Raw genomic sequence first — 18,855 nt, forward strand, 5'->3', positions numbered from 1 at the left:
CGATTTGTAATCCAGTGGATGCCGAGCTGTAATCCAACGGCTGCTCGAACTCCCTCAGGGCTTTGTTTAGGATGGATCCGACTGCGCCCCTGGCCGATACGATCGCTGCCATTGCCACTGCGGTGGTGCCTGAACAGGGCAGCGTGGGGATTGTGCGCCTTTCCGGGTCACGAGCCCTTCCCATTGTCCAAGCCATCTTCACCCCTGCCCGCCGCAACGCAGTCTGGGAGAGCCATCGGCTCCTCTACGGCTGGATCCGCGACGAGAAAGGCCAAATCCTAGACGAAGCGCTGGCCGTTTGGATGCAGGCCCCCCGTTCTTACACCCGCGAAGATGTGGCAGAGCTGCATTGCCACGGTGGCATCATGGTGGTTCAGGCCACGTTGCAACAATGCCTGCGGCAGGGGGCGCGGCTGGCTCAGCCGGGGGAGTTTAGCCTGCGCGCTTTTCTGAATGGCCGCATTGACCTCACCCAGGCCGAGAGTGTGGCCGATCTGGTGGCGGCCCGCTCCCCTCAGGCAGCCCGGATGGCCTTGGCGGGCTTACAGGGCAAGCTAGGGGGATCCATTCGCGCCCTGCGCCAGGAGCTGCTGGGTTTATTGGCAGAAATTGAGGCTCGCATCGACTTTGAAGAGGATCTGCCCCCCTTGGACGTTGCTGCTTGGCAGGCCCGGCTCCAAGCTATACAAACCCAGATCCAAGCTCTGCTGGCCACGGCAGAACGGGGACAACTGCTGCGCACCGGGGTGAAGGTGGCCATCGTCGGGAGGCCCAATGTGGGCAAGTCCAGCCTGCTCAATGCTTGGTCAGGACAGGATCGGGCCATCGTCACCGATCTGCCCGGCACCACCCGCGACGTGGTGGAATCCCACCTGGTGGTAAAAGGGATCCCCGTTCAACTGCTGGACACTGCCGGCATCCGCGCCACCGAAGATCCGGTGGAACGGCTGGGGGTGGAGCGCTCCCAACGCCTAGCCCAGGCTGCCGATGTGCTGGTGCTGGTCATCGACGCCCAAGCGGGCTGGACGGCTGCCGACGCCGCCATCTACGAGTCGATCCGCCATCGCCCCCTCATCCTGGTGATCAACAAAACCGACCTCGCCCCGCCAGAGGGGATCCCTCTCCCCCCCGAGATTGCCCACCGCGTCCCCACGGTTGCCGCCCAAGGGAAAGGGATCCCGGAGCTGGAAAGAGCCCTGGAGCAGCTCGTCACCCAGGGACGTCCCCAGCCCAATCTGGAGATAAGCCTGAACCAGCGGCAGGCCGCTGCCCTCCAACAAGCCCAAGCCAGCCTGGAACAGGTGGGGCAGGCCATCCAAGCTCAGCTCCCCCTGGACTTTTGGAGCATCGACCTACGGGGCGCCCTGCATGCCCTTGGCCAGATCACTGGCGAGGAGATCTCGGAATCAGTGCTGGATCAGATTTTCAGCCGCTTCTGCATCGGTAAGTAGCCCCCTAACTCATACTCATTTTGAGTTTGTGTTACTATGGGCTCAGTTGGGAAGCCGAAGCGGATCCCCGATAATGGAAACACAGTTAGGAGGTTGGCCATGGTTACCGCCGAGAAAACCCGTCTCTACCCCACCCAGATCGATTTGCCAGCAGAGGCTCGCGCGCAACTGGTGGAGCTGCTCAACCAGTCCTTGGCAGACACGTTGGATCTGAAGACGCAGGTGAAACAGGCCCACTGGAACGTTAAAGGCATGCACTTCATCGCCTTGCACGAGATGTTCGACACTTTTGCCAGCACCCTGGAAAACTACGTGGACATGCTGGCGGAACGGGTTACGGCGCTGGGGGGCATCGCCCGCGGCACGGCTCGCATCGTTGCCCAAACCTCCACCTTGCCGGAGTACGATCTGGCCGCTGAAGAGGGTCGGGATCACCTGCAGGCTTTGGCAGCCCGCTACGCTCAATATGCAGCTTCCGTCCGCCGCAACATTGACCGCACCACCGAACTGGGGGATGCCGACACAGCAGACCTGTTCACCGAGATCTCGCGCCAGATTGACAAAGATCTTTGGTTTATCGAGGCTCACCTCCAGGCGTGACGCCGGCAAGACCCATCACAGGCAAGTGGATCAAGCAAAATGGGCGTTAACGTTCCCCTCCTGTATTTGGTGGCTCTGGCCAGTATCCTCGGCGTGGCGGGCTTCTTTGTCCTGCGGGAGGTGCTGCGGGTACGGGCCCAGGAAAAGGTCATCCGTGAGCTGCAGCCCCGCCTGAGCAAAGGCAAGGGATCCCCGCAGGAGCACTACGAGTTGGGCAGCGTCTATTTGCAAAAGGGCCTCTACGACCAGGCGGTTGCCCAGCTTAAAAAAGCCCTAGAAGTGGCTGGGGAGAACATTCCCCCCGTCTGCAACGCCCTCGGTTTTGCCTACTTCAGCCAGGGGCAGTACGACTTGGCCATCCGCTACTACAAGGATGCCGTGGCTGCGGATCCCGGTTATGTAACTGCTTGGAACAATCTGGCCCATGCCTATGAGAAGAAAAATCTCTATGGCCCAAGCTTGGAAGCTTACGAAACTGCCCTGAAGTTGGATCCCCGAAATGCCATTGCTAAGCGGCGCTCGGAGTCTCTGCGCAAACGGTTGCAGCCCAGCCCCTGAGGATCCCATCTGCAATTTCATCCGCAGAAATACTCTTGACCGCAGCACAGTTGTCCATAGGAGTTGGCTCTAAAGACTCCATCCTGCCTGTGCAGGCACTTCCTTATCCTCTCAAAAGAAGATTGATAATACTGAAATCTTGAGCGCAAATGTAAGATCCGGTATCGTGTTGCCTGGGCTGGTATTATGTCTTAAATAAAACGAGAGGCCATTTCATGGATTCGCAATCGGTAGCACCTGTGGTTTTGGTGATCCTGGATGGCTGGGGTTATCGGGATGCTCTCGATGGCAACGCGGTGCTGGCTGCGGAAACCCCTGTCCTGGATAGCCTTTGGGCTGCCTATCCCCACACCCTGCTGCAAGCTTCGGGTCGGGCCGTGGGCCTGCCGGCAGGACAGATGGGCAACTCTGAAGTTGGGCACCTGACCTTGGGGGCAGGGCGGGTGGTGCCGCAGGAATTGGTGCGCATCAGCGACGCGATAGAGACAGGATCCCTCTTCCAGGATCCCTTGTTGATGCAAGTTTGTCGCCAGCTCAGAGAGCGAGGGGGCCGTTTTCACTTCGTTGGCCTTTGCTCCGAGGGGGGGGTTCACTCCCACATCGACCATCTCTATGGGTTGCTCAAGCTGGCGGCCCAGGCTGAGATTCCGGCCTATGTCCACGCCATCACCGATGGCCGCGACACCTTGCCCCGCGATGGTGCCAGGGTTCTGGCCGCCCTGGAAAAAGAGCTGCAATGGCTGGGCAATGGCGTCATCGCCACCCTGAGCGGACGCTACTACGCCATGGATCGGGATCGCCGTTGGGAGCGCACCCAAAAGGCCTACGAGATCATGACCCAAGACGGCCCTGGCCGTGGACAAAGCGCCGCGGAGGTGATGGAAGCTTTCTATGCCCAGGATCTCACAGACGAGTTCATCCCGCCCACCCGCCTGGCTCCGGGGGCTGTGCAGCCGGGAGATGCGGTGCTTTTCTTCAACTTCCGCCCAGATCGCGCCCGCCAACTTACCCAAGCCTTTGTCTGCCCAGACTTTTCGGGTTTTCAACGCCCCTTGCTGCCGGCTCTCACCTTCATCACCATGACTCAGTACGAGGCGGATCTGCCGGTGCAGGTGCTGTTCAAGCCCCAGAACCTGAATCACCTGCTGGGCCAAGTGGTGAGCGAGGCCGGCCTCAAGCAATTGCGCATTGCCGAGACGGAAAAATACGCCCATGTCACCTACTTCTTCAACGGCGGCATCGAGCAGCCCTTCCCCGGCGAAGATCGCATCCTGGTGCAAAGCCCGCTGGTGACCACCTACGACCAGGCGCCGGAGATGTCGGCAGTGGAAGTGACCGACAAGGCGATAGAGGCCATCGCCCGCCGCGAATACAGCCTGGTGGTGCTCAACTATGCCAACCCCGACATGGTAGGTCACACTGGCAACTACGAAGCCACCATCCGCGCCCTGGAAACGGTGGATCGCTGTTTGGGCCGGCTGCTGGCGGCAGTGGTAGATGCGGGAGGCACTACTTTGATCCTGGCGGATCATGGCAATGCAGAGCTGATGTGGGATGAGAACGGCAACCCCTGGACGGCCCACACCACCAACCCCGTTCCCTGCATTCTGGTGGAGGGGGAAAGGCGTAAAATCCCCGGCTGTGGCGGCGATGTCAAGTTGCGCTCCAACGGCACTTTGGCTGATGTGGCCCCCACCCTGCTGGAGATCTTGGGCCTGCCTCAGCCCCCCGAAATGACAGGACGCTCGCTTTTGCAGCCGGCAGAATATACCATTCTCCAGCGGCAACCCAGTCCTGTGGGGCGGTAGGTGCCAGGGATCCCTTACTCCGTCACTGGGATCCCTTCTTGGGCCAGCCATGCTGTTAGCTCTCCCCAGTTGCGATAGACAGCCAGAACCCGTGAGCGATCGGGGTGATAGGGGGCAGCCAAGCGCTCCAACTGCAAAAAGCGGGCCTGGGGAGGGATCACCGCCGCTTCGGGATCGGGGGGAGTGGGTCGGCGCAAGGAGCTGCTGTAGCCGCGGTAGATCAGCACCAGATCAGACTCTCCCTCGCTTTCCACCTCCACCCGCAGCACCTCCTGCGGGTGGTCTTGGCTATAGCGCTCCAAGGCCAAGGGCCAAGGCAGGGCCCTCATGCTTCCAGTTCCCCCTTATCAGTTCCGGGTCGCAGCCGCCAGACAAAGTAGAGGCTGTAGAGCAGGTAGGCCACCAGCCCCCAGGCCCCCACGCTCCCCAGCAGCTCCGGCGATACATTGGGATGGAAGATCTCCCGAAACCCCAGCGGTGGCCCAAACCAAGCCCGGCACTCCTCTGGCAGAGAAGTGCGGAAAGCACAGGGCACAAAGGCCCCCGAAAAGAGGATCCCGGCCCCCATATAACCAGTCAGGCCCCACCGCCAGAGCAAAAAGGCTCGCGCCGCCCAGGTTCTCGACTGCTCGAGAGCAGCACTCCAGTCCCGCCAAAACCAAAGACAAACCAAGATCAACAGCCGCGCCATTGCTCCACTGAGAAAGCTGACGGGCAGGCCCCCAATCATCAGGTACACCGTCACCGCCAAGAGGCTCGATACCCGCCAATAAACGATCAATAGCTGAATCAAGGGCCGCAACCCCACCGCAAAAGCCCAAATCAGCAGCAGCAATGGCATCACCACCGTCAGCGCCACTGCCAAGCGGTAGTCCAGCCAGATTGCATCCACCAGCCAACTCTGGGGAGTCATCCTCACCCTCTGCCACTCCTGCCCCTTAGTATATGAAACCTGGGGGATCCAGGACGGGACACAGAGAGTTACGGAATGTTAACGCCTGCTGACCATCCCCAGCAAAACTTTACACCAAACAGCTTTCAGAAAGTTTTCCATTTTGCCGCTACCGATCCCCGAAAGTGGTAGATTCTTAGCTAGCTCCTCAGAGGAGTATCCCTGTCGTTCGGAAGGCCAGCTGCCTGTCTGAGCGACCAGCGGAGTCTCCTTCAGACCTTGGCCCAACTTAATCTCATTAAGTATTGTTACTTAATCGTGTTATCTTGGGTTAAGGTCAAACCTTGAGAGGCATGACCTCGAAACCATGGCCCGTTCTTCCAGACTCCTCTCTCACAGTTCTACCCGTTGGAAGGCGACCCAGTGGAAGCCCAGACCACTGCCTCCCTTGGAGAATGCACCTCCTTCTCCGAAGCGGGAGGAAGAGACAGGGGATCCAGTTGCGTCAGAGCCACCCCTTGCCCTGGGGAAGCCCGATTTGGCGAGGAAGGTGAAGGGTGGAGCTAGGGGGGCAGCAGTTGCTGGCAGCGGGAGCTATGAAGCGCTGCAGCTATGGCTGGTGCTGGTTACCTTGGGGGTAAGTCTGGCCATTGCCGTGGGAGTGGCCCTGGTTTACTCTCTGGGGGTAGCTGCCAACTACTTGCTGGGGGCGGTTGTTGGCGTGGTTTATCTGCGCATGCTGGGCCGCGGCGTAGCGGAGCTGGGCAAAAGCCGCAACCGTTTGGGGGTGACGCGTTTGGCTCTGTTTGTCGGGCTGATCGTTTTAGCCACTCAGGTGAAGTCTTTACAGATATTGCCCATTTTCCTGGGGTTCATGACCTACAAGGTCACCCTGCTCATTCATCTTGTCCAGACCTTGACCCGTTCATCTTCTTCTGTGTGATGCCCATGAACCTGTCCTTCTCCTCTCCTCCTCTTTTGGCAGAACTCGAGGTCGGCCATCACCTTTACTGGCACCTGGGCAAATTCACGGTTCACGGGCAGGTTTTGATCGCCAGCTGGATCGCCATTGCCCTGATCTTGACGGTGGTTATCTTGGGCACCCGTCAACTGCAGCGGGAGCCGGCTGGCCTGCAAAACTTTGTCGAGTATGCCCTGGAATTTGTGCAGAGCATTGCCCGAGCCCAGATTGGCGAGAAAAACTTCCGGCCCTGGGTACCCTATGTCGGCACCTTGTTCCTGTTTATCTTTGTCTCCAACTGGATGGGCAACCTCTTCCCGTGGAAGCTGATTCCTCTGCCGGAAGGGGAGTTGGCCTCCCCCACCAACGACATCAACACCACTGCCGGGTTGGCGCTGCTCACCAGCATCATGTATTTCGTGGCCGGCATCAGCAAGCGGGGGCTGTCTTACTTCAAAAAGTACATCGAGCCTACCCCGATTCTGCTGCCCATCAACGTTTTAGAAGATTTCACCAAGCCCCTCTCCCTGAGTTTCCGTCTATTCGGCAACATCCTGGCAGAAGAGCTGGTGATTGCGGTGTTGGTGTTGCTGGTGCCCTTGTTTATCCCCGTGCCGGTGATGGTTCTGTTCCTGTTTACGGGGGCGATTCAGGCTTTGATCTTCTCAACCCTCTCGGCAGCTTACATTGGAGAGGCGCTGGAAGGTCATGGAGGAGGGGATCACCACGATTGATCCCGCTGGTCGGTCGATCCATCTTGAACCTTTTCGGGAGGATCATCTCAAATGGGTCAGCGCAAGGGATCCCTTCTTTTGGTAAGGTTTGTTGGGGCTGACAGATTGGTTCTGAAAGCCGCCGACAAGGGAGTGATTTGAGGCTGTAGTGTATCAGACCCAATCACCTCTGAAGCTCAAGAGACGTTGTTGTTGTGTCAATCACCAAGGAGCATCTCACTATGGATCCGTTAACCTCTGCTGCTTCTGTTCTGGCTGCTGCTCTGGCCATTGGTCTGGGATCCCTGGGTCCCGGTCTGGGTCAGGGGAATGCTGCCGCTGCCGCCATGGAGGGGCTGGCCCGTCAGCCCGAAGCGGAAGATAAGATCCGCGGCAACTTGCTGGTCAGCTTGGCTTTCATGGAAGCTTTGACCATCTACGGCTTGGTGGTGGCGCTGGTGCTTTTGTTCGCCAACCCCTTTGCTTAACTCTCATCGGGGGCGGACTGCATTGATTTACCCATCCGCCCGCCCCCTCACCCAGCTCCATCTCAGACTCAGTTCCTGTTGGGGTTGCAACGTCATGTTCTTTCCAACCTTGTTGGCTGTTGAAGCGGCTGAAAAAGGTGGTCTTTTCGATCTGGATGCCACCCTGCCCCTGATTGCCATTCAGTTTTTGCTGTTGGTGGCAGTGCTCAACTCCCTCTTCTATGAGCCGGTTACGCGGGCTATCGACAGCCGCAGCGACTACATCCGCACCACTCAAGCGGAAGCCCAAGAGCGGTTGGACAAGGCGGTGTCGTTGACCCGACAGTATGAGTCTGAGATCAGCCAGGCCCGCTTGCAAGCCCAGCAGGTGATCGCTGAGGCAGAGGCTGCAGCTGCTCGCATTCGTTCCGAGAAACTGGCTGCTGTGCAGGCAGAGATCCAGCAGAAGCTGGAGGCGGCGCGGCTACAGGTCGAGCAAGAGAAGCAGGCAGCCCTCGAACAGCTGCAGCAGCAGGTGGATGCCATTGCCGCCCAGATTACCCAGAAACTGTTGGGCAGTGCTCGTTAGATCGCTGGTTGGAAGTACTTTTGGAGGAGCTTGCGATGCCTGTGTGGAGTTGGGTGGCCGGTTGGATCTTGGCTGTGGCCGAGACCACGGAGCTACTCCCAGAAGCCAAGGCAGGAGAGGGGGATCTCTTGGCCAAGATTCTCGAGAGCAACCTGATCAACATCGCGATCATTCTCACCTTGCTGTTTATCTTTGGTCGCAAAGTGGTGGGAGAAGCCCTGGCCAAGCGGCGGGAGGGGATCCTAGAAGAACTGCGGCAGGCGGAGCAGCGCAAGCGGGAAGCCATCGAGAGGCTGGCGGAGGAGCAGCAAAAGCTGGCCCAGGCTCAGCAGGAGGCTGAACGTATCCGCAAGCAGGCGGAAGCCAACGCCGAAGCCCGTCGGCAAGAGTTGTTGGAGCAGGCGGAGCGGGAAGTGGAGCGGCTGCGGGCCAATGCTGAGAAAGAGTTGTCCAGCGAGCAGGAGCGGGTTTTTCAGGAGTTGCGTCGGCAGATCGTTCGCCAAGCCCTGAGCAAGGTGGAGCAGGAGTTGCCGCAGCACCTCAACGAAGAGGTTCACCGCAGCCTGATCGAGAAAGGGATCCAAATGATTGCCCGCTAACTCTCAAGGAGGAGAAAGGTATGATCAGCAGCACAATGGCTGAGAAGGTGGTGGATCCCTATGCCGAGGCTCTCATTGCTCTTGGGTCAGGCCAGGGATTGCTGGACACTTTTGCCGCCGATATGCGCTTTATTGCCGAGGTTTTGCGGGCTACGCCGGAGCTGGGCCAGTTTCTCGCCAACCCGGTGATCAAGGCCGAGGCCAAAAAGAACCTGCTGCAGCAAGTATTTGCCGATCAGATCCACCCTCTGCTGCTGAATGCGCTGAAGTTGTTGACCGACCGCCGCCGTATTATGTTTCTCGGGACTGTTTGCCGGCGCTTTTTGGATCTGCAGCGGAAGCTCCAGAACATCGTCCTGGCCGAGGTGACGACGGCGATACCCTTGACGGAAGCTCAGCAGCAGTCAATTCGCGAGCGGGTGATGGACTTCACGCGGGCCAGCGGCGTGGAGTTGCAAACTGCTCAGGATCCAGAGCTGCTGGGAGGGGTGGTCATCAAGATCGGATCCCAGGTGATCGACCTCAGCTTGCGTGGACAGTTGCGCCGGCTTGCCTTGCAGTTGGCCTAAGTTGGTTTTTGAGGATCCCTTCCCGTTACCTTGAGAGGACTGCTATGCCTACCATTCGCCCAGACGAGATCAGCACCATCATCAAACAGCAGATTGAGCAGTACAACCAGGAGATGCAGGTCTCCAATGTGGGGACAGTTCTGCAGGTGGGGGATGGCATTGCCCGCATCTACGGTTTGGATAAGGTGATGGCCAGCGAGCTGCTGGAATTTGAGGATGGCACCACCGGTATTGCCCTCAACCTGGAAGAAGACAACATCGGTGCCGTGCTGATCGGCTCCGGGCGGAATATCCAAGAGGGATCCACCGTCAAATCCACGGGCAAGATTGCCAGCATCCCGGTGGGGGAAGCCCTCTTGGGCCGCGTGGTGGATCCCCTGTGCAACCCCCTCGACGGCAAAGGCCCGATCCAGTGTACGGAGTCTCGCCTAATCGAATCTCCGGCACCTGGCATTGTCGATCGCCGCTCTGTGTACGAGCCCCTGCAAACCGGCATTACCGCCATCGATGCCCTGATCCCCATCGGGCGGGGGCAGCGGGAACTGATCATCGGCGACCGCCAAACCGGCAAGACCACCGTTGCTGTGGACACAATCCTGAACCAAAAAGGGCAGGATGTGATCTGCATTTACGTGGCCATTGGTCAGAAGCAGAGCACCATCGCCCAGGTGGTGGGCATCCTGACCGAGCGAGGGGCTATGGACTACAGCATTGTGGTGGCTGCCGGCGCCGATAGCCCGGCCCCGTTGCAGTGGCTGGCCCCCTACTGTGGCGCCACCATTGCTGAATACTTCATGTACCAGGGCAAACACACCCTGGTGGTCTATGACGATCTCTCCAAGCAGGCGGTGGCTTATCGGCAAATGTCGCTGCTGCTGCGCCGTCCACCCGGTCGGGAAGCTTATCCTGGGGATGTGTTCTACCTGCACTCGCGGCTATTGGAGCGAGCCGCCAAGCTGAGCAGCCAACTGGGAGAGGGATCCATGACGGCACTGCCGATCGTGGAAACCCAGGCCAATGACGTATCGGCCTACATTCCCACCAATGTTATCTCCATCACCGATGGGCAGATCTTCTTGGAATCGGATCTGTTCAACGCTGGCATCCGCCCGGCCATCAACGTCGGGATTTCCGTCAGCCGCGTCGGCTCGGCAGCTCAGACCAAGGCGATGAAAAAGGTGGCTGGCTCCATCAAGGTGGAACTGGCGCAATACCGCGATCTGGAGGCCTTTGCCCAATTTGCCTCTGACCTGGATGAGGCTACCCAAAAGCAACTGGCCCGCGGCCAACGGCTGCAGGAGTTGCTGAAGCAGCCACAGTACTCTCCCCTGTCTCTGGATCAGCAGGTGGCCATTATCTATGCGGGGACGCGAGGCTATTTGGATGACATTCCGGTGGAGAAGGTCTCCAGCTTCAAACAGGGCCTTTTGGCTTACCTGGGCACCACCCATCCCAAGTACGGCGAGATCGTCCTCTCCACCAAGCAACTCACCGACGAGGCAGAAGAAATCTTGAAAACGGCCATCACAGAGTTCAAGCAGAGCTTCGTGGCCAAGGCGGCCTAGGGTGACGCGGATCTCTCCTGGCCCGGATCCCTGTCGACCACCAAAATAGAGGGAGTAGGTTATGGCAAACCTCAAGCGCATCCGCGATCGCATCAAAGCGGTCAAAAACACCCGCAAAATCACCGAGGCCATGCGGCTGGTGGCAGCAGCCCGAGTGCGCCGCGCCCAAGAGCAAGTGATGGCCACCCGTCCCTTTGCCGACCGACTGGCCCAGGTTTTCTATCGGCTGCAAACTCGGCTGCGGCTGGAAGATGTCAACTTGCCTCTGCTGAAGCAGCGCCCCATCCAGACGGTGGGGCTGTTGGTGGTGGCCGGGGATCGGGGCTTGTGCGGAGCCTACAACGCCAACGTGATTAAGCGCACCGAGGAGCGGGTTCGCGAGCTGCAGGAGACAGGGCAGCAGGTGCAGCTTTACCTGGTGGGCCGCAAGGCGGTGCAGTATTTCCAGCGGCGCTCCGCTCCCATCGCCAAGACCTACGTGAATTTGTCGCAGATCCCCACGGCGGCTGAGGCTGCCCAGATTGGGGATCAGCTCCTGGCGGCCTTCTTGTCGGAGAAGGTGGACAAGGTAGAGCTGCTCTACACCCGTTTTGTCTCTTTGATCAGCTCCCGTCCGGTGGTGCAATCCCTGTTGCCCCTCGATCCGTCGCGGTTGGCCACTCAAGACGATGAAATTTTTCGTCTTTTGGTGCGGGGCGGAGAGTTTACTGTCGAGCGCAGCAAAGTCATCGCAGCGGTCTCGGCCCCACCTCAGGACATGATCTTTGAGCAGGATCCCGTGCAGATTTTGGATGCCCTGCTGCCGCTGTACCTGAACAACCAGTTGCTACGGGCCTTGCAGGAGGCGGCGGCCAGCGAATTGGCAGCTCGCATGACGGCCATGAACAACGCCAGCGACAATGCCAGCGAGCTCATTCGCACGCTGGGTCTTGCCTACAACAAAGCTCGCCAGGCGGCTATTACCCAGGAGATCCTGGAGGTGGTGGCCGGAGCGGAGGCCTTGTAGGGTTCTCAAAGGAGATCCCCTGAGGAGCCGAGGTTGCGTTGCCGCGCCATCTGGGAGTTGAGCAGAACCACCGGCAAAATCCCCACCAAGACAATGGCCAAAGCCGGTGCCCCTGCCTCCGCGAGACGCTCATCGGCTGCCAAGCGGTAGGTTTGCACCGCCAAGGTGTCGAAGTTGAAGGGCCGCAGCACCATCGTGGCCGGCAGCTCTTTCATCACATCCACAAATACCAGCAGCATAGCCCCCAAGAGGCCACCCCTCATCAAGGGCAAATGCACCTGCCACAGGGTGCCCAGGGATCCCTGTCCCAGGCTGCGGGCCGCTTCATCCAAACTGGGGGGAATGCGCAGCAGCGTGGCCTCAACGGTGGCCAAAGAAACGGCCAAAAACCGCACCAGATAGCCGAACACCAAAGCCGTGAGGGTACCGCCGATCACCAGGCCGGGTGGCTGTTGCAGCACCACCTGCCGCAGGTAGCTCAGCAGTTGATCCAACCACCCTAGGGGAATCAGAACCCCCACCGCGATCACCACTCCCGGCAGCGCGTAGCCCAGAGAAGACAACTGCACCGCCAGCCGCAGGCCCCACGGGGATCCCGCCCGTCCTAGCCCCTGCATGCGCAGCCCGTAAAGCACCACCACCGACACGGAAACAGCAATGATAGCCGTGATGGTGGATAGCCAAAAGCTGTTCTGGGCGTAGCTCCAAAAGCGGCGACCCAGCTCCCCCTGGCGCAGGGTCATATTGAGCAGAATCAAGGCCGGCACGACGAAGCCCAGCCCAATTGGGATCCCACAGGCTAGCCAAGCCCCCACCGCCCGGATCCCTTGTAGGCGGTAACGGGTTGGGGTGGGTTTGAACCCTTGGCGATAGTAGCGCGCCCGCCGGCGGGAGACCTGCTCCATCGTTATCAGCAGCAACACCAGCAGCAACAGCAGCGCCGAAAGCTGAGCCGCCGCCACCGGATTGCCCAGGGCCGTCCAGGTGCGGTAGATGCCGGTTGTAAAGGTATCTACCCCGAAATAGCTGACGGTGCCGAAATCGTTGAGGGTTTCCATCAAGGCCAGCAGACAGCCGGCCACGATCCCCGGTCGGGCCAGCGGCAAAGCCACCTTGAAAAAGCTGGCCCAAGGCCCGTAGCCCAAGGAGCGGCTTACCTCTAAGCAGGCCACCGATTGCTCCTGAAAGGCCAGCCGGGCCGAGAGATAAACATAGGGATAGAGGGTGAGGATCAGCAGCAGGATCGCCCCCCACAACGAGCGAATGTTGGGGAACCAGTAGTCGCCGATCCCCCAACCTGTTACCCGCCGCAGCCAGATCTGGAAACCGCCGGTTACCTGCAAAAAATCGGTGTAGGCGTAGGCCAACACATAGGTGGGGGCCGCCAGGGGCAGCACCAACATCCACTCCAGCCAGGCCCGCCCCCAAAACTGACACATGGTCACCAGCCAGGCAGTGCCACTGCCCACCAGGATGACCCCCGCCGCCACCCCTGCCATCATCACCAGGCTATTGCGCACATAAAGCCCCAAGACCGTATCGGCCAGGTGCTCCCAAACCTGCCGCTCGTCCGCAAAAAGGCTGAGCAACACCGTAAGGACAGGAACGAGAATGAGACCGCTGAGGGTCAGAGTCAGAAGCGCCCAGCCGTTCAGAGGAAAGAAGCCACTTCCCGGCAGAGATTTGCTCAACAACTTCAACCTCATCTCTTTGTCCATCTCAACAGGCGGGAGCTACCTCTTGAGCAACTCCTGGGGAAGAAAAGGGGATCCTCCAGGGATCCCCAACCAAGTTTTCTCTCAAAACAAGCTCTTGGGCAGCTTAACGAAATAAACGATGTTCTCGTCTTGCTTGTTACCAAGGTAAGGCATAGTTTTTTCTTGAACCGCGCCCTTTTCCGAGACGATGCCAAAGTCGTCGTCGTTAACTATCGCTAGGGTAGTTGAGTTGAGAATGGCCAACCCCTCGGGCTTGTCGTGGGGATAATTGGGGATCGACATAATGTCAAATACTTCTTCTTTGGAAACGGGCTTGATCCCCGCTGCAATGATTTCCTCTTGGGTTAACTGCTCCAGAGTCTTGCCGTTAACCAGCAGGCCATTTGGACCAGGATCAAAGACATCCGTGGCAGCGGCAGTATCGATTTTGTAGATCTTCTTCGTAACCTCTTTGTCCTCTCCCGGCGTTTTGCCATCCCGTTCGAGAACCAGGAAGGTTGTGTCGGTAATGGCGACAATTTCGCTAACAGCGGTGCCAGTTCCCTCTAAAGGATAGAGGTATTCTTTGAACTTGCCCGTGGCCAGTTCATAGAAGAGTATCCTGCAAACAGTTGCGGTCTTTTGAACATCTTTGTTGGGGTTCAAAAGCGGAGACTGCATGATGCCGACCAAGTATTTCTGATCGGGCGTCAGAGTTAGCCCCTCCATGCCGCGATTGGGGCGCCGATTTTTGTAAACTTCTGGAAGCTTTTTGCCGCCAACTCCACTTCCAAAAGGATTTAGCCACTCGATGGCCTTGCCATTGGAATCAAAATGGATCAAGTGAGGTCCGTATTCGTCGGCAACCCAAAAGCTTCCATCTTTGGCCACCGCGATCCCCTCTGGATCGATACCTTTGGGATCCGGCGCAAGCTGCTTGCCGCTGAGATCGTAGGCATTCTCTCCCGTTCCCCCCGAGTCAGATGGATTGGGGATCCCGGTGAGATTTTTGCCGGTCTCGTCTTGCAGCAGGATGACCCTGTCCAACTTGAAGCCCTTGCCGTCCAAAGACAATCTGGCAACTTGAGGGGTAAAGTCTGGCTTAGGGAAAATCTTGTCGTTTGACTCAGCTCCATCAATATTGGGACCGCGATCGGTGAGCACATAAAAATATTGGCCATCAAAGGCAAGGCCAGAGCCAAACCCACCATTGTAGATTTTGACGCCGTTTTCTGTGGTCAAAAGCAGATCCCGCTTTGGAACAGGAGCCTTTTCGGGAAGGTTTTCAATTGCCTTTGCCGGGCTATTGGTGTAGAAAGAAGTTAAAGAAAGCAGGAGCAAGAACAAGCCTGCTGTTCGCAGTTGTTTCATTTGGCAAACCTCCAGAAGCTTTTGAAAAAGAAAGACAGGACGCCTGAGCGGCCTCAAACGGAAGCAACGCCGTCCTAGAGTATCGACGCTTGGCCAAGAACCGTCAAGCTGCTTAACGTTCACGGCGTCAAGCAATGAAAGGCTGCACTCAGGGCCTGTCCTGGAGGCCTGATCTACTTCCAACCGGCCCGATCCATTACCTTCAGGGCATCAGGGGTGACGCGGCCAATGCTGGCGGCGTTGATCGTATCTTCCTTAAAGGTGCCAAAGCTGGCCACCAACGAGTCGATCTCAGCCCCGGGCAGTACCGGGTACTCATTGTTGCTCTGGGCAAAAATGGCCTGCGCCTCTGGCCCGGAGAGAAACTCCAAAAATTGGATGGCCGCGTCTTTGTTGGGAGCTGTTTTCAGAATGCCGGCCCCGCTGATGTTGACGTGGGTGCCACGATCCTGCTGGTTGGGGAAGAAGACGCCGATTTTCTCGGCTACGGCGCGCTCTTCTGGATTGTCGGATTTGATCAAACGCGGCAAATAGTAGGTGTTGGCCAAAGCCACGTCTCCCACCCCGGCGGCCACGGCCTTGATCTGATCCGTGTCTCCCCCTTCCGGCGGACGGGCAAAGTTGGCCACCAAGCCCCGGGCCCATTGCTCCGTTTCCGGGATCCCGTGGGCCAAGATGATCGAAGCCGTCAAGGATTGGCTGTAAACGTTGCTGGAGGAGCGGGTGAGCACCTTGCCCCGCCACTTGGGGTTGGCCAGATCTTCGTAGGTAGACAGCTCGTTGGGATCCACCTTGTCTTTGTTGTACATGATCACCCGCGCCCGCTTGGTGAGGCCAAACCAGTACCCCTCTGGATCCCGCAGAGACTCGGGAATATTTTTGGAGAGCGTCTCCGACTGGATGGGTTGAAACAAGCCCTCGTTCTGAGCGCGCCACAACCGGGCAATATCCACCGTCATGAAGATGTCGGCGGGGCTGTTGGATCCCTCGCTGCGGATGCGCTGGACGATCTCATCGGCGTTGCCCTGCACCCAATTCACGGTAATGCCCGTTTTCTGCTTGAAAAGTTCGTACAATTTCTCGTCTGTGCCGTAGTGCCGCGAGGTGTAGAGGTTCACTTCCCGATTGGCGCCATGGGCCGGACGCAGAAGAGACCCTGCTGCCAGAGCCGCAGAACCTAGCGTGGCTCCACTGACAAATTGCCGTCGCGATAAGCGCATACCCAACTCCTAAGTTCAAAAACATCTCAAGAGACACAGCTCCACCGGCCAGGCTCTCTCTGAGAAAGCACCGGAAAGCCAAGCCCAAAGGACAAAGACAGTCCCCGCAAGCCTCACTCTCTTGGCTCTTATCTTGGGCCAACCTTATTGAGACTTTTATTCAAGAACTTTGCCTTGAGGAAATGATAGGAGATCTCAAGTACCAGGTCAAGCTCTTGGGAGTTGTTCTCACTTCTCACCCTTTGGGATGAAACTGGCCAACTTCCCCTTGTCCTCGACAGCGCCTGAGATGGCCAGCAACGCAGCCGGTCTTGTTGAGCAACGGGTCTCTACCCAGGGCTTTGCGGTCAGCGGTATTGACAGCACTCGCGAAAGCTGAAGAGGCTTCGGGTATAAAGGGAGCAGGGTAGATGACAGAGCTATGGTGAGCTCCCTTTCGAGATCGCCTCATGCACAGGTGCAAGAGAATAGCAGGGATCCAGGTGTCTCTATCCTGGTCTGCGGCTACAACGATTTGGTGGAGCTCACTCTCCAAGCCCTAGAAGCTTTTGGACATCGCGCTGTAGTAGTTGCTCCCGATCTGCCCCCTCATTTGGAAGAGCAGTGGCAATACCTACAGGCGGATCCCCGCCAGCCGGGGGTGTTGCAGCGGGCTGGGATCGAGCGGATTAGGGTGGCGCTGCTCCTGGAGGACAGCGACCAAGCCAATTTCGAGCTGGCTTTGCTGATTCGAGATCTCAATCCACAGGTGCGTGTCGTCTCCCGTCTGTTCAACCACAGCCTTGCCCGCTATCTCGACTCGGCTTTGCCGCAGCATTTTTCCCTATCGGTGGCGGCTTTGGCTGCCCCGGCTTTTGCCCTTAAGGCTGTTTCCGACGAATTTGTTGGCTACTTTGAGCTGCCCCAGCTGGAAGCCCAGCCGGCCACGCTTCCGCCAGAGCTGGCAGATCCGGCTTACTTTGTCTCAGACCGAGAGACCACCCTCTGGAACGTGGTAGAGCTGACCATCGGATACAACTCCCGCCTGCTGCATATGCCCCTCTCGGAGCTGGAGGAAACTTTTGGGGCGCGGGTGCTGTTTCATTACCCGGTGGATGGGCTTTCTAACTTTTCCAAACAGCGAGTTTTCGACGACTTTGACCACGAGGCAGAGCTGCTGGAGGGGGATCGCGTTTTGGTCATTTGCGATCCCAGAGCCTACCTGCAACTGTTGGAACGCAACGGGCGACGGGGCTCCTCACGGGCACAGCGCTGGGCCAGCGGCCAGATGCAGGACAAGCGACAACAACGGCAAGGCAGGTCGTTGGGGCGGGGATCCCTTGGGTCTTGGCTGCGCAGAGGAGTGCAGGGACTCCTACAGGTCAAGCCCATCGTGCGCACCCTCACCTTCACCTTGGGGGCCATGCTGGTGCTGGGGGTGATCAACTTCAGGATGATCGGCAAACCCCTCATCGATGGGCTTTTGCTGACGATCGTGGTGCTGACAGGGGGCTACGGGGATATTGAGGCTTTTCAACAGCCGGAAACACCGCTGGGGGTGAAGGTGCTGGCGGTGATGATGACCTTGGTGGGGGCTGCCCTGGTGGGGTTGATTTACGGCTTGGTGACCGACAAATTGGTGAGCAGTCGCTTTGGCTTGGGCCAGGCTGCCCGTATGCCCAAAGAGGATCATGTGGTGATCGCAGGGTTGGGGCGGCTGAGCTATTTGGTGCTGCAGTTGTTGCGGCAGATGGGCTACGAGGTGGTGGTGGTGGATCCCAATAGCGAGAACCCTCTCTTGGAGGCAGCGGAACGGGAGGGAGCGGTGGTGGTTCGTGGGGATTATGCCCTGGCAAGCACGCTGCAGCAGGCTCGCATTCAAGGCAGCCGCTGCCTGATCTGCACCACCCCTGACGATCTCACCAACCTGGAGACGGCCCTGACGGCCCACAGCCTGCAACCGGGGATCCGCACCATTTTGCGGGTTACCGATCCCGAATTGGCGGCTCGCATGCAGCGCCACATGCAGACGCTGGGGATCAGCTACAGCGCTACCGGGTTGGGGGCACGGGCTTTTGCCACAGCAGCACTGGTGGGATCCGTCTACGGCACCCTGGCTTGGCAGGGGGAAACTCTGCTGGTGACGCTGCTGGAGGTCTCTGCCGATTGCCACTACCTGGGGCTATCCTTGCGCCAACTGGCCCAGGACTATGACCTGGTGATCTTGCTGCATCGCTCCCGACCGGGGAAACCCTGTGTTTTTCCCAAGATCTGGCAAAAAGAGGGCAAGACCCTGTTGAAAGAAGGCGATCAACTCTATGTGATGGGAACGGTGGAATCCCTGATTCGCTTAACCCAAGGACGGCCTCTTCCCCCAGAGCTGTATCAGGTGCGCCTCCTAGAGTATCGCAACCCCTATTTTGAAGAGGAGATCCTCTCGGCTTTATCGTTCTACGCACGCCTGCCCAAAACGGCCCTGAAACCCCTATTGGGCTGTCTGCCGGCGGTGGTGAGCCCACCCCTTCCCCGCGACAAGGCAATCAAGTTAGCCCGCCAACTGCGCAAGATGAGCACTGAAGTGCAGGTGTTTGCCCAGGCGCAGCCTGCCCATTGGATCCCTGCAGCCATGAACGAAAACAGCGAGAGTAATCTGAATTGATTTGGACACTGTTCTGTTTATTGGTCTATTCTGCACTCCGTAGTCCAAAACATCTCGTTATGGGCAGTTGGACATTCAGCTAGAAATCGCAGGAGCCCCGCACTGTACCCGTAGGGTCAGTGTCGGGAGGAATGCGGAAGTTATGATAGAA

Annotated in this window: 18 protein-coding genes; 13 read left to right on the forward strand and 5 right to left on the reverse strand. The window is 58.4% G+C overall.

Annotated elements, in window-relative coordinates:
- Positions 1-71 precede the first annotated feature (71 nt).
- The 4 genes from mnmE (at position 72) to gpmI (ending at position 4,417) form a co-directional block, all read left to right on the forward strand.
- Complete coding sequence (gene mnmE / locus NW834_RS03045) at positions 72-1,451, forward strand: tRNA uridine-5-carboxymethylaminomethyl(34) synthesis GTPase MnmE (RefSeq protein ID WP_414418763.1); 1,380 nt, start codon at positions 72-74, stop codon at positions 1,449-1,451.
- Between the two features lie 99 nt (positions 1,452-1,550).
- On the forward strand, positions 1,551-2,051 hold the full coding sequence (dps, locus tag NW834_RS03050) for a DNA starvation/stationary phase protection protein Dps (protein ID WP_414344460.1): 501 nt from the start codon (positions 1,551-1,553) through the stop codon (positions 2,049-2,051).
- A gap of 39 nt (positions 2,052-2,090) precedes the next feature.
- Positions 2,091-2,609 carry a tetratricopeptide repeat protein gene (locus NW834_RS03055; RefSeq protein ID WP_011434229.1) on the forward strand — a complete coding sequence of 173 codons (519 nt, stop codon included), beginning with the start codon at positions 2,091-2,093 and terminating at the stop codon, positions 2,607-2,609.
- Positions 2,610-2,824: 215 nt separating this feature from the next.
- Positions 2,825-4,417, forward strand: coding sequence for a 2,3-bisphosphoglycerate-independent phosphoglycerate mutase (gene gpmI, locus NW834_RS03060; RefSeq protein ID WP_011434228.1), 1,593 nt, complete (start codon positions 2,825-2,827; stop codon positions 4,415-4,417).
- 14 nt (positions 4,418-4,431) lie between these two features.
- Here gpmI and NW834_RS03065 read toward each other — a convergent pair whose 3' ends face one another.
- Positions 4,432-4,746 carry a hypothetical protein gene (locus NW834_RS03065; RefSeq protein ID WP_414330481.1) on the reverse strand — a complete coding sequence of 105 codons (315 nt, stop codon included), beginning with the start codon at positions 4,744-4,746 and terminating at the stop codon, positions 4,432-4,434.
- Entirely contained in the window at positions 4,743-5,330 is a 588-nt protein-coding gene (locus tag NW834_RS03070; protein ID WP_011434226.1) for a DUF3177 family protein, read from the reverse strand. Before NW834_RS03070 ends, NW834_RS03065 begins: the two co-directional genes overlap by 4 nt.
- Before the next feature lie 517 nt (positions 5,331-5,847).
- On the opposite strand from NW834_RS03070, the gene NW834_RS03075 reads away from it, so the two are divergent.
- The 8 genes from NW834_RS03075 to NW834_RS03110 all read left to right on the forward strand — a co-directional run bounded on the left by NW834_RS03075 (position 5,848) and on the right by NW834_RS03110 (position 11,778).
- Positions 5,848-6,252 carry a hypothetical protein gene (locus NW834_RS03075; protein ID WP_238376806.1) on the forward strand — a complete coding sequence of 135 codons (405 nt, stop codon included), beginning with the start codon at positions 5,848-5,850 and terminating at the stop codon, positions 6,250-6,252.
- Positions 6,253-6,257: 5 nt separating this feature from the next.
- Positions 6,258-7,004 (forward strand): F0F1 ATP synthase subunit A, encoded by a 747-nt coding sequence (gene atpB, locus NW834_RS03080; RefSeq protein ID WP_414349847.1) that lies wholly within the window; start codon positions 6,258-6,260, stop codon positions 7,002-7,004.
- Positions 7,005-7,225: 221 nt separating this feature from the next.
- The gene (gene atpE, locus NW834_RS03085; protein ID WP_414330485.1) at positions 7,226-7,471 is read left to right on the forward strand and encodes an ATP synthase F0 subunit C; all 246 of its coding nucleotides are present in this window, start codon (positions 7,226-7,228) and stop codon (positions 7,469-7,471) included.
- A gap of 94 nt (positions 7,472-7,565) precedes the next feature.
- A complete protein-coding gene (locus NW834_RS03090) occupies positions 7,566-8,039 on the forward strand; it encodes a F0F1 ATP synthase subunit B' (RefSeq protein WP_414330487.1) in 474 nt (157 codons plus the stop codon).
- A 35-nt stretch (positions 8,040-8,074) separates the two neighbouring features.
- Entirely contained in the window at positions 8,075-8,638 is a 564-nt protein-coding gene (locus NW834_RS03095) for a F0F1 ATP synthase subunit B (RefSeq protein WP_414418764.1), read from the forward strand.
- A gap of 20 nt (positions 8,639-8,658) precedes the next feature.
- Positions 8,659-9,207: an ATP synthase F1 subunit delta gene (gene atpH, locus NW834_RS03100; protein ID WP_414417833.1), complete on the forward strand. Its 549-nt coding sequence runs from the start codon at positions 8,659-8,661 to the stop codon at positions 9,205-9,207.
- A gap of 44 nt (positions 9,208-9,251) precedes the next feature.
- Positions 9,252-10,772 carry a F0F1 ATP synthase subunit alpha gene (gene atpA / locus NW834_RS03105; protein ID WP_011434218.1) on the forward strand — a complete coding sequence of 507 codons (1,521 nt, stop codon included), beginning with the start codon at positions 9,252-9,254 and terminating at the stop codon, positions 10,770-10,772.
- Between the two features lie 61 nt (positions 10,773-10,833).
- Positions 10,834-11,778 carry a F0F1 ATP synthase subunit gamma gene (locus tag NW834_RS03110; protein WP_011434217.1) on the forward strand — a complete coding sequence of 315 codons (945 nt, stop codon included), beginning with the start codon at positions 10,834-10,836 and terminating at the stop codon, positions 11,776-11,778.
- A 5-nt stretch (positions 11,779-11,783) separates the two neighbouring features.
- Here NW834_RS03110 and NW834_RS03115 read toward each other — a convergent pair whose 3' ends face one another.
- The 3 genes from NW834_RS03115 to NW834_RS03125 all read right to left on the reverse strand — a co-directional run bounded on the left by NW834_RS03115 (position 11,784) and on the right by NW834_RS03125 (position 16,072).
- On the reverse strand, positions 11,784-13,484 hold the full coding sequence (locus NW834_RS03115) for an ABC transporter permease (protein ID WP_414418765.1): 1,701 nt from the start codon (positions 13,482-13,484) through the stop codon (positions 11,784-11,786).
- A gap of 93 nt (positions 13,485-13,577) precedes the next feature.
- Positions 13,578-14,846 (reverse strand): esterase-like activity of phytase family protein, encoded by a 1,269-nt coding sequence (locus NW834_RS03120; protein WP_414390689.1) that lies wholly within the window; start codon positions 14,844-14,846, stop codon positions 13,578-13,580.
- A gap of 173 nt (positions 14,847-15,019) precedes the next feature.
- The gene (locus NW834_RS03125; RefSeq protein WP_414407500.1) at positions 15,020-16,072 is read right to left on the reverse strand and encodes a Fe(3+) ABC transporter substrate-binding protein; all 1,053 of its coding nucleotides are present in this window, start codon (positions 16,070-16,072) and stop codon (positions 15,020-15,022) included.
- A gap of 451 nt (positions 16,073-16,523) precedes the next feature.
- On the opposite strand from NW834_RS03125, the gene NW834_RS03130 reads away from it, so the two are divergent.
- Entirely contained in the window at positions 16,524-18,704 is a 2,181-nt protein-coding gene (locus NW834_RS03130) for an NAD-binding protein (RefSeq protein ID WP_414418766.1), read from the forward strand.
- Positions 18,705-18,855: the final 151 nt, after the last annotated feature.

The organism is Synechococcus sp. R60.1 (assembly GCF_047461835.1).
Lineage (GTDB): Bacteria > Cyanobacteriota > Cyanobacteriia > Thermostichales > Thermostichaceae > Thermostichus.

What these genes read in the sequence shown, in the direction of transcription:
- mnmE (WP_414418763.1), top strand. Translation starts at nt 72, where the DNA reads ATGGATCCGACTGCGCCCCTGGCCGATACGATCGCTGCCATTGCCACT.
- dps (WP_414344460.1), top strand. Translation starts at nt 1,551, where the DNA reads ATGGTTACCGCCGAGAAAACCCGTCTCTACCCCACCCAGATCGATTTG.
- NW834_RS03055 (WP_011434229.1), top strand. Translation starts at nt 2,091, where the DNA reads ATGGGCGTTAACGTTCCCCTCCTGTATTTGGTGGCTCTGGCCAGTATC.
- gpmI (WP_011434228.1), top strand. Translation starts at nt 2,825, where the DNA reads ATGGATTCGCAATCGGTAGCACCTGTGGTTTTGGTGATCCTGGATGGC.
- NW834_RS03065 (WP_414330481.1), bottom strand. Translation starts at nt 4,746, where the DNA reads ATGAGGGCCCTGCCTTGGCCCTTGGCCTTGGAGCGCTATAGCCAAGAC.
- NW834_RS03070 (WP_011434226.1), bottom strand. Translation starts at nt 5,330, where the DNA reads ATGACTCCCCAGAGTTGGCTGGTGGATGCAATCTGGCTGGACTACCGC.
- atpB (WP_414349847.1), top strand. Translation starts at nt 6,258, where the DNA reads ATGAACCTGTCCTTCTCCTCTCCTCCTCTTTTGGCAGAACTCGAGGTC.
- atpE (WP_414330485.1), top strand. Translation starts at nt 7,226, where the DNA reads ATGGATCCGTTAACCTCTGCTGCTTCTGTTCTGGCTGCTGCTCTGGCC.
- NW834_RS03090 (WP_414330487.1), top strand. Translation starts at nt 7,566, where the DNA reads ATGTTCTTTCCAACCTTGTTGGCTGTTGAAGCGGCTGAAAAAGGTGGT.
- NW834_RS03095 (WP_414418764.1), top strand. Translation starts at nt 8,075, where the DNA reads ATGCCTGTGTGGAGTTGGGTGGCCGGTTGGATCTTGGCTGTGGCCGAG.
- atpH (WP_414417833.1), top strand. Translation starts at nt 8,659, where the DNA reads ATGATCAGCAGCACAATGGCTGAGAAGGTGGTGGATCCCTATGCCGAG.
- atpA (WP_011434218.1), top strand. Translation starts at nt 9,252, where the DNA reads ATGCCTACCATTCGCCCAGACGAGATCAGCACCATCATCAAACAGCAG.
- NW834_RS03110 (WP_011434217.1), top strand. Translation starts at nt 10,834, where the DNA reads ATGGCAAACCTCAAGCGCATCCGCGATCGCATCAAAGCGGTCAAAAAC.
- NW834_RS03115 (WP_414418765.1), bottom strand. Translation starts at nt 13,484, where the DNA reads ATGAGGTTGAAGTTGTTGAGCAAATCTCTGCCGGGAAGTGGCTTCTTT.
- NW834_RS03120 (WP_414390689.1), bottom strand. Translation starts at nt 14,846, where the DNA reads ATGAAACAACTGCGAACAGCAGGCTTGTTCTTGCTCCTGCTTTCTTTA.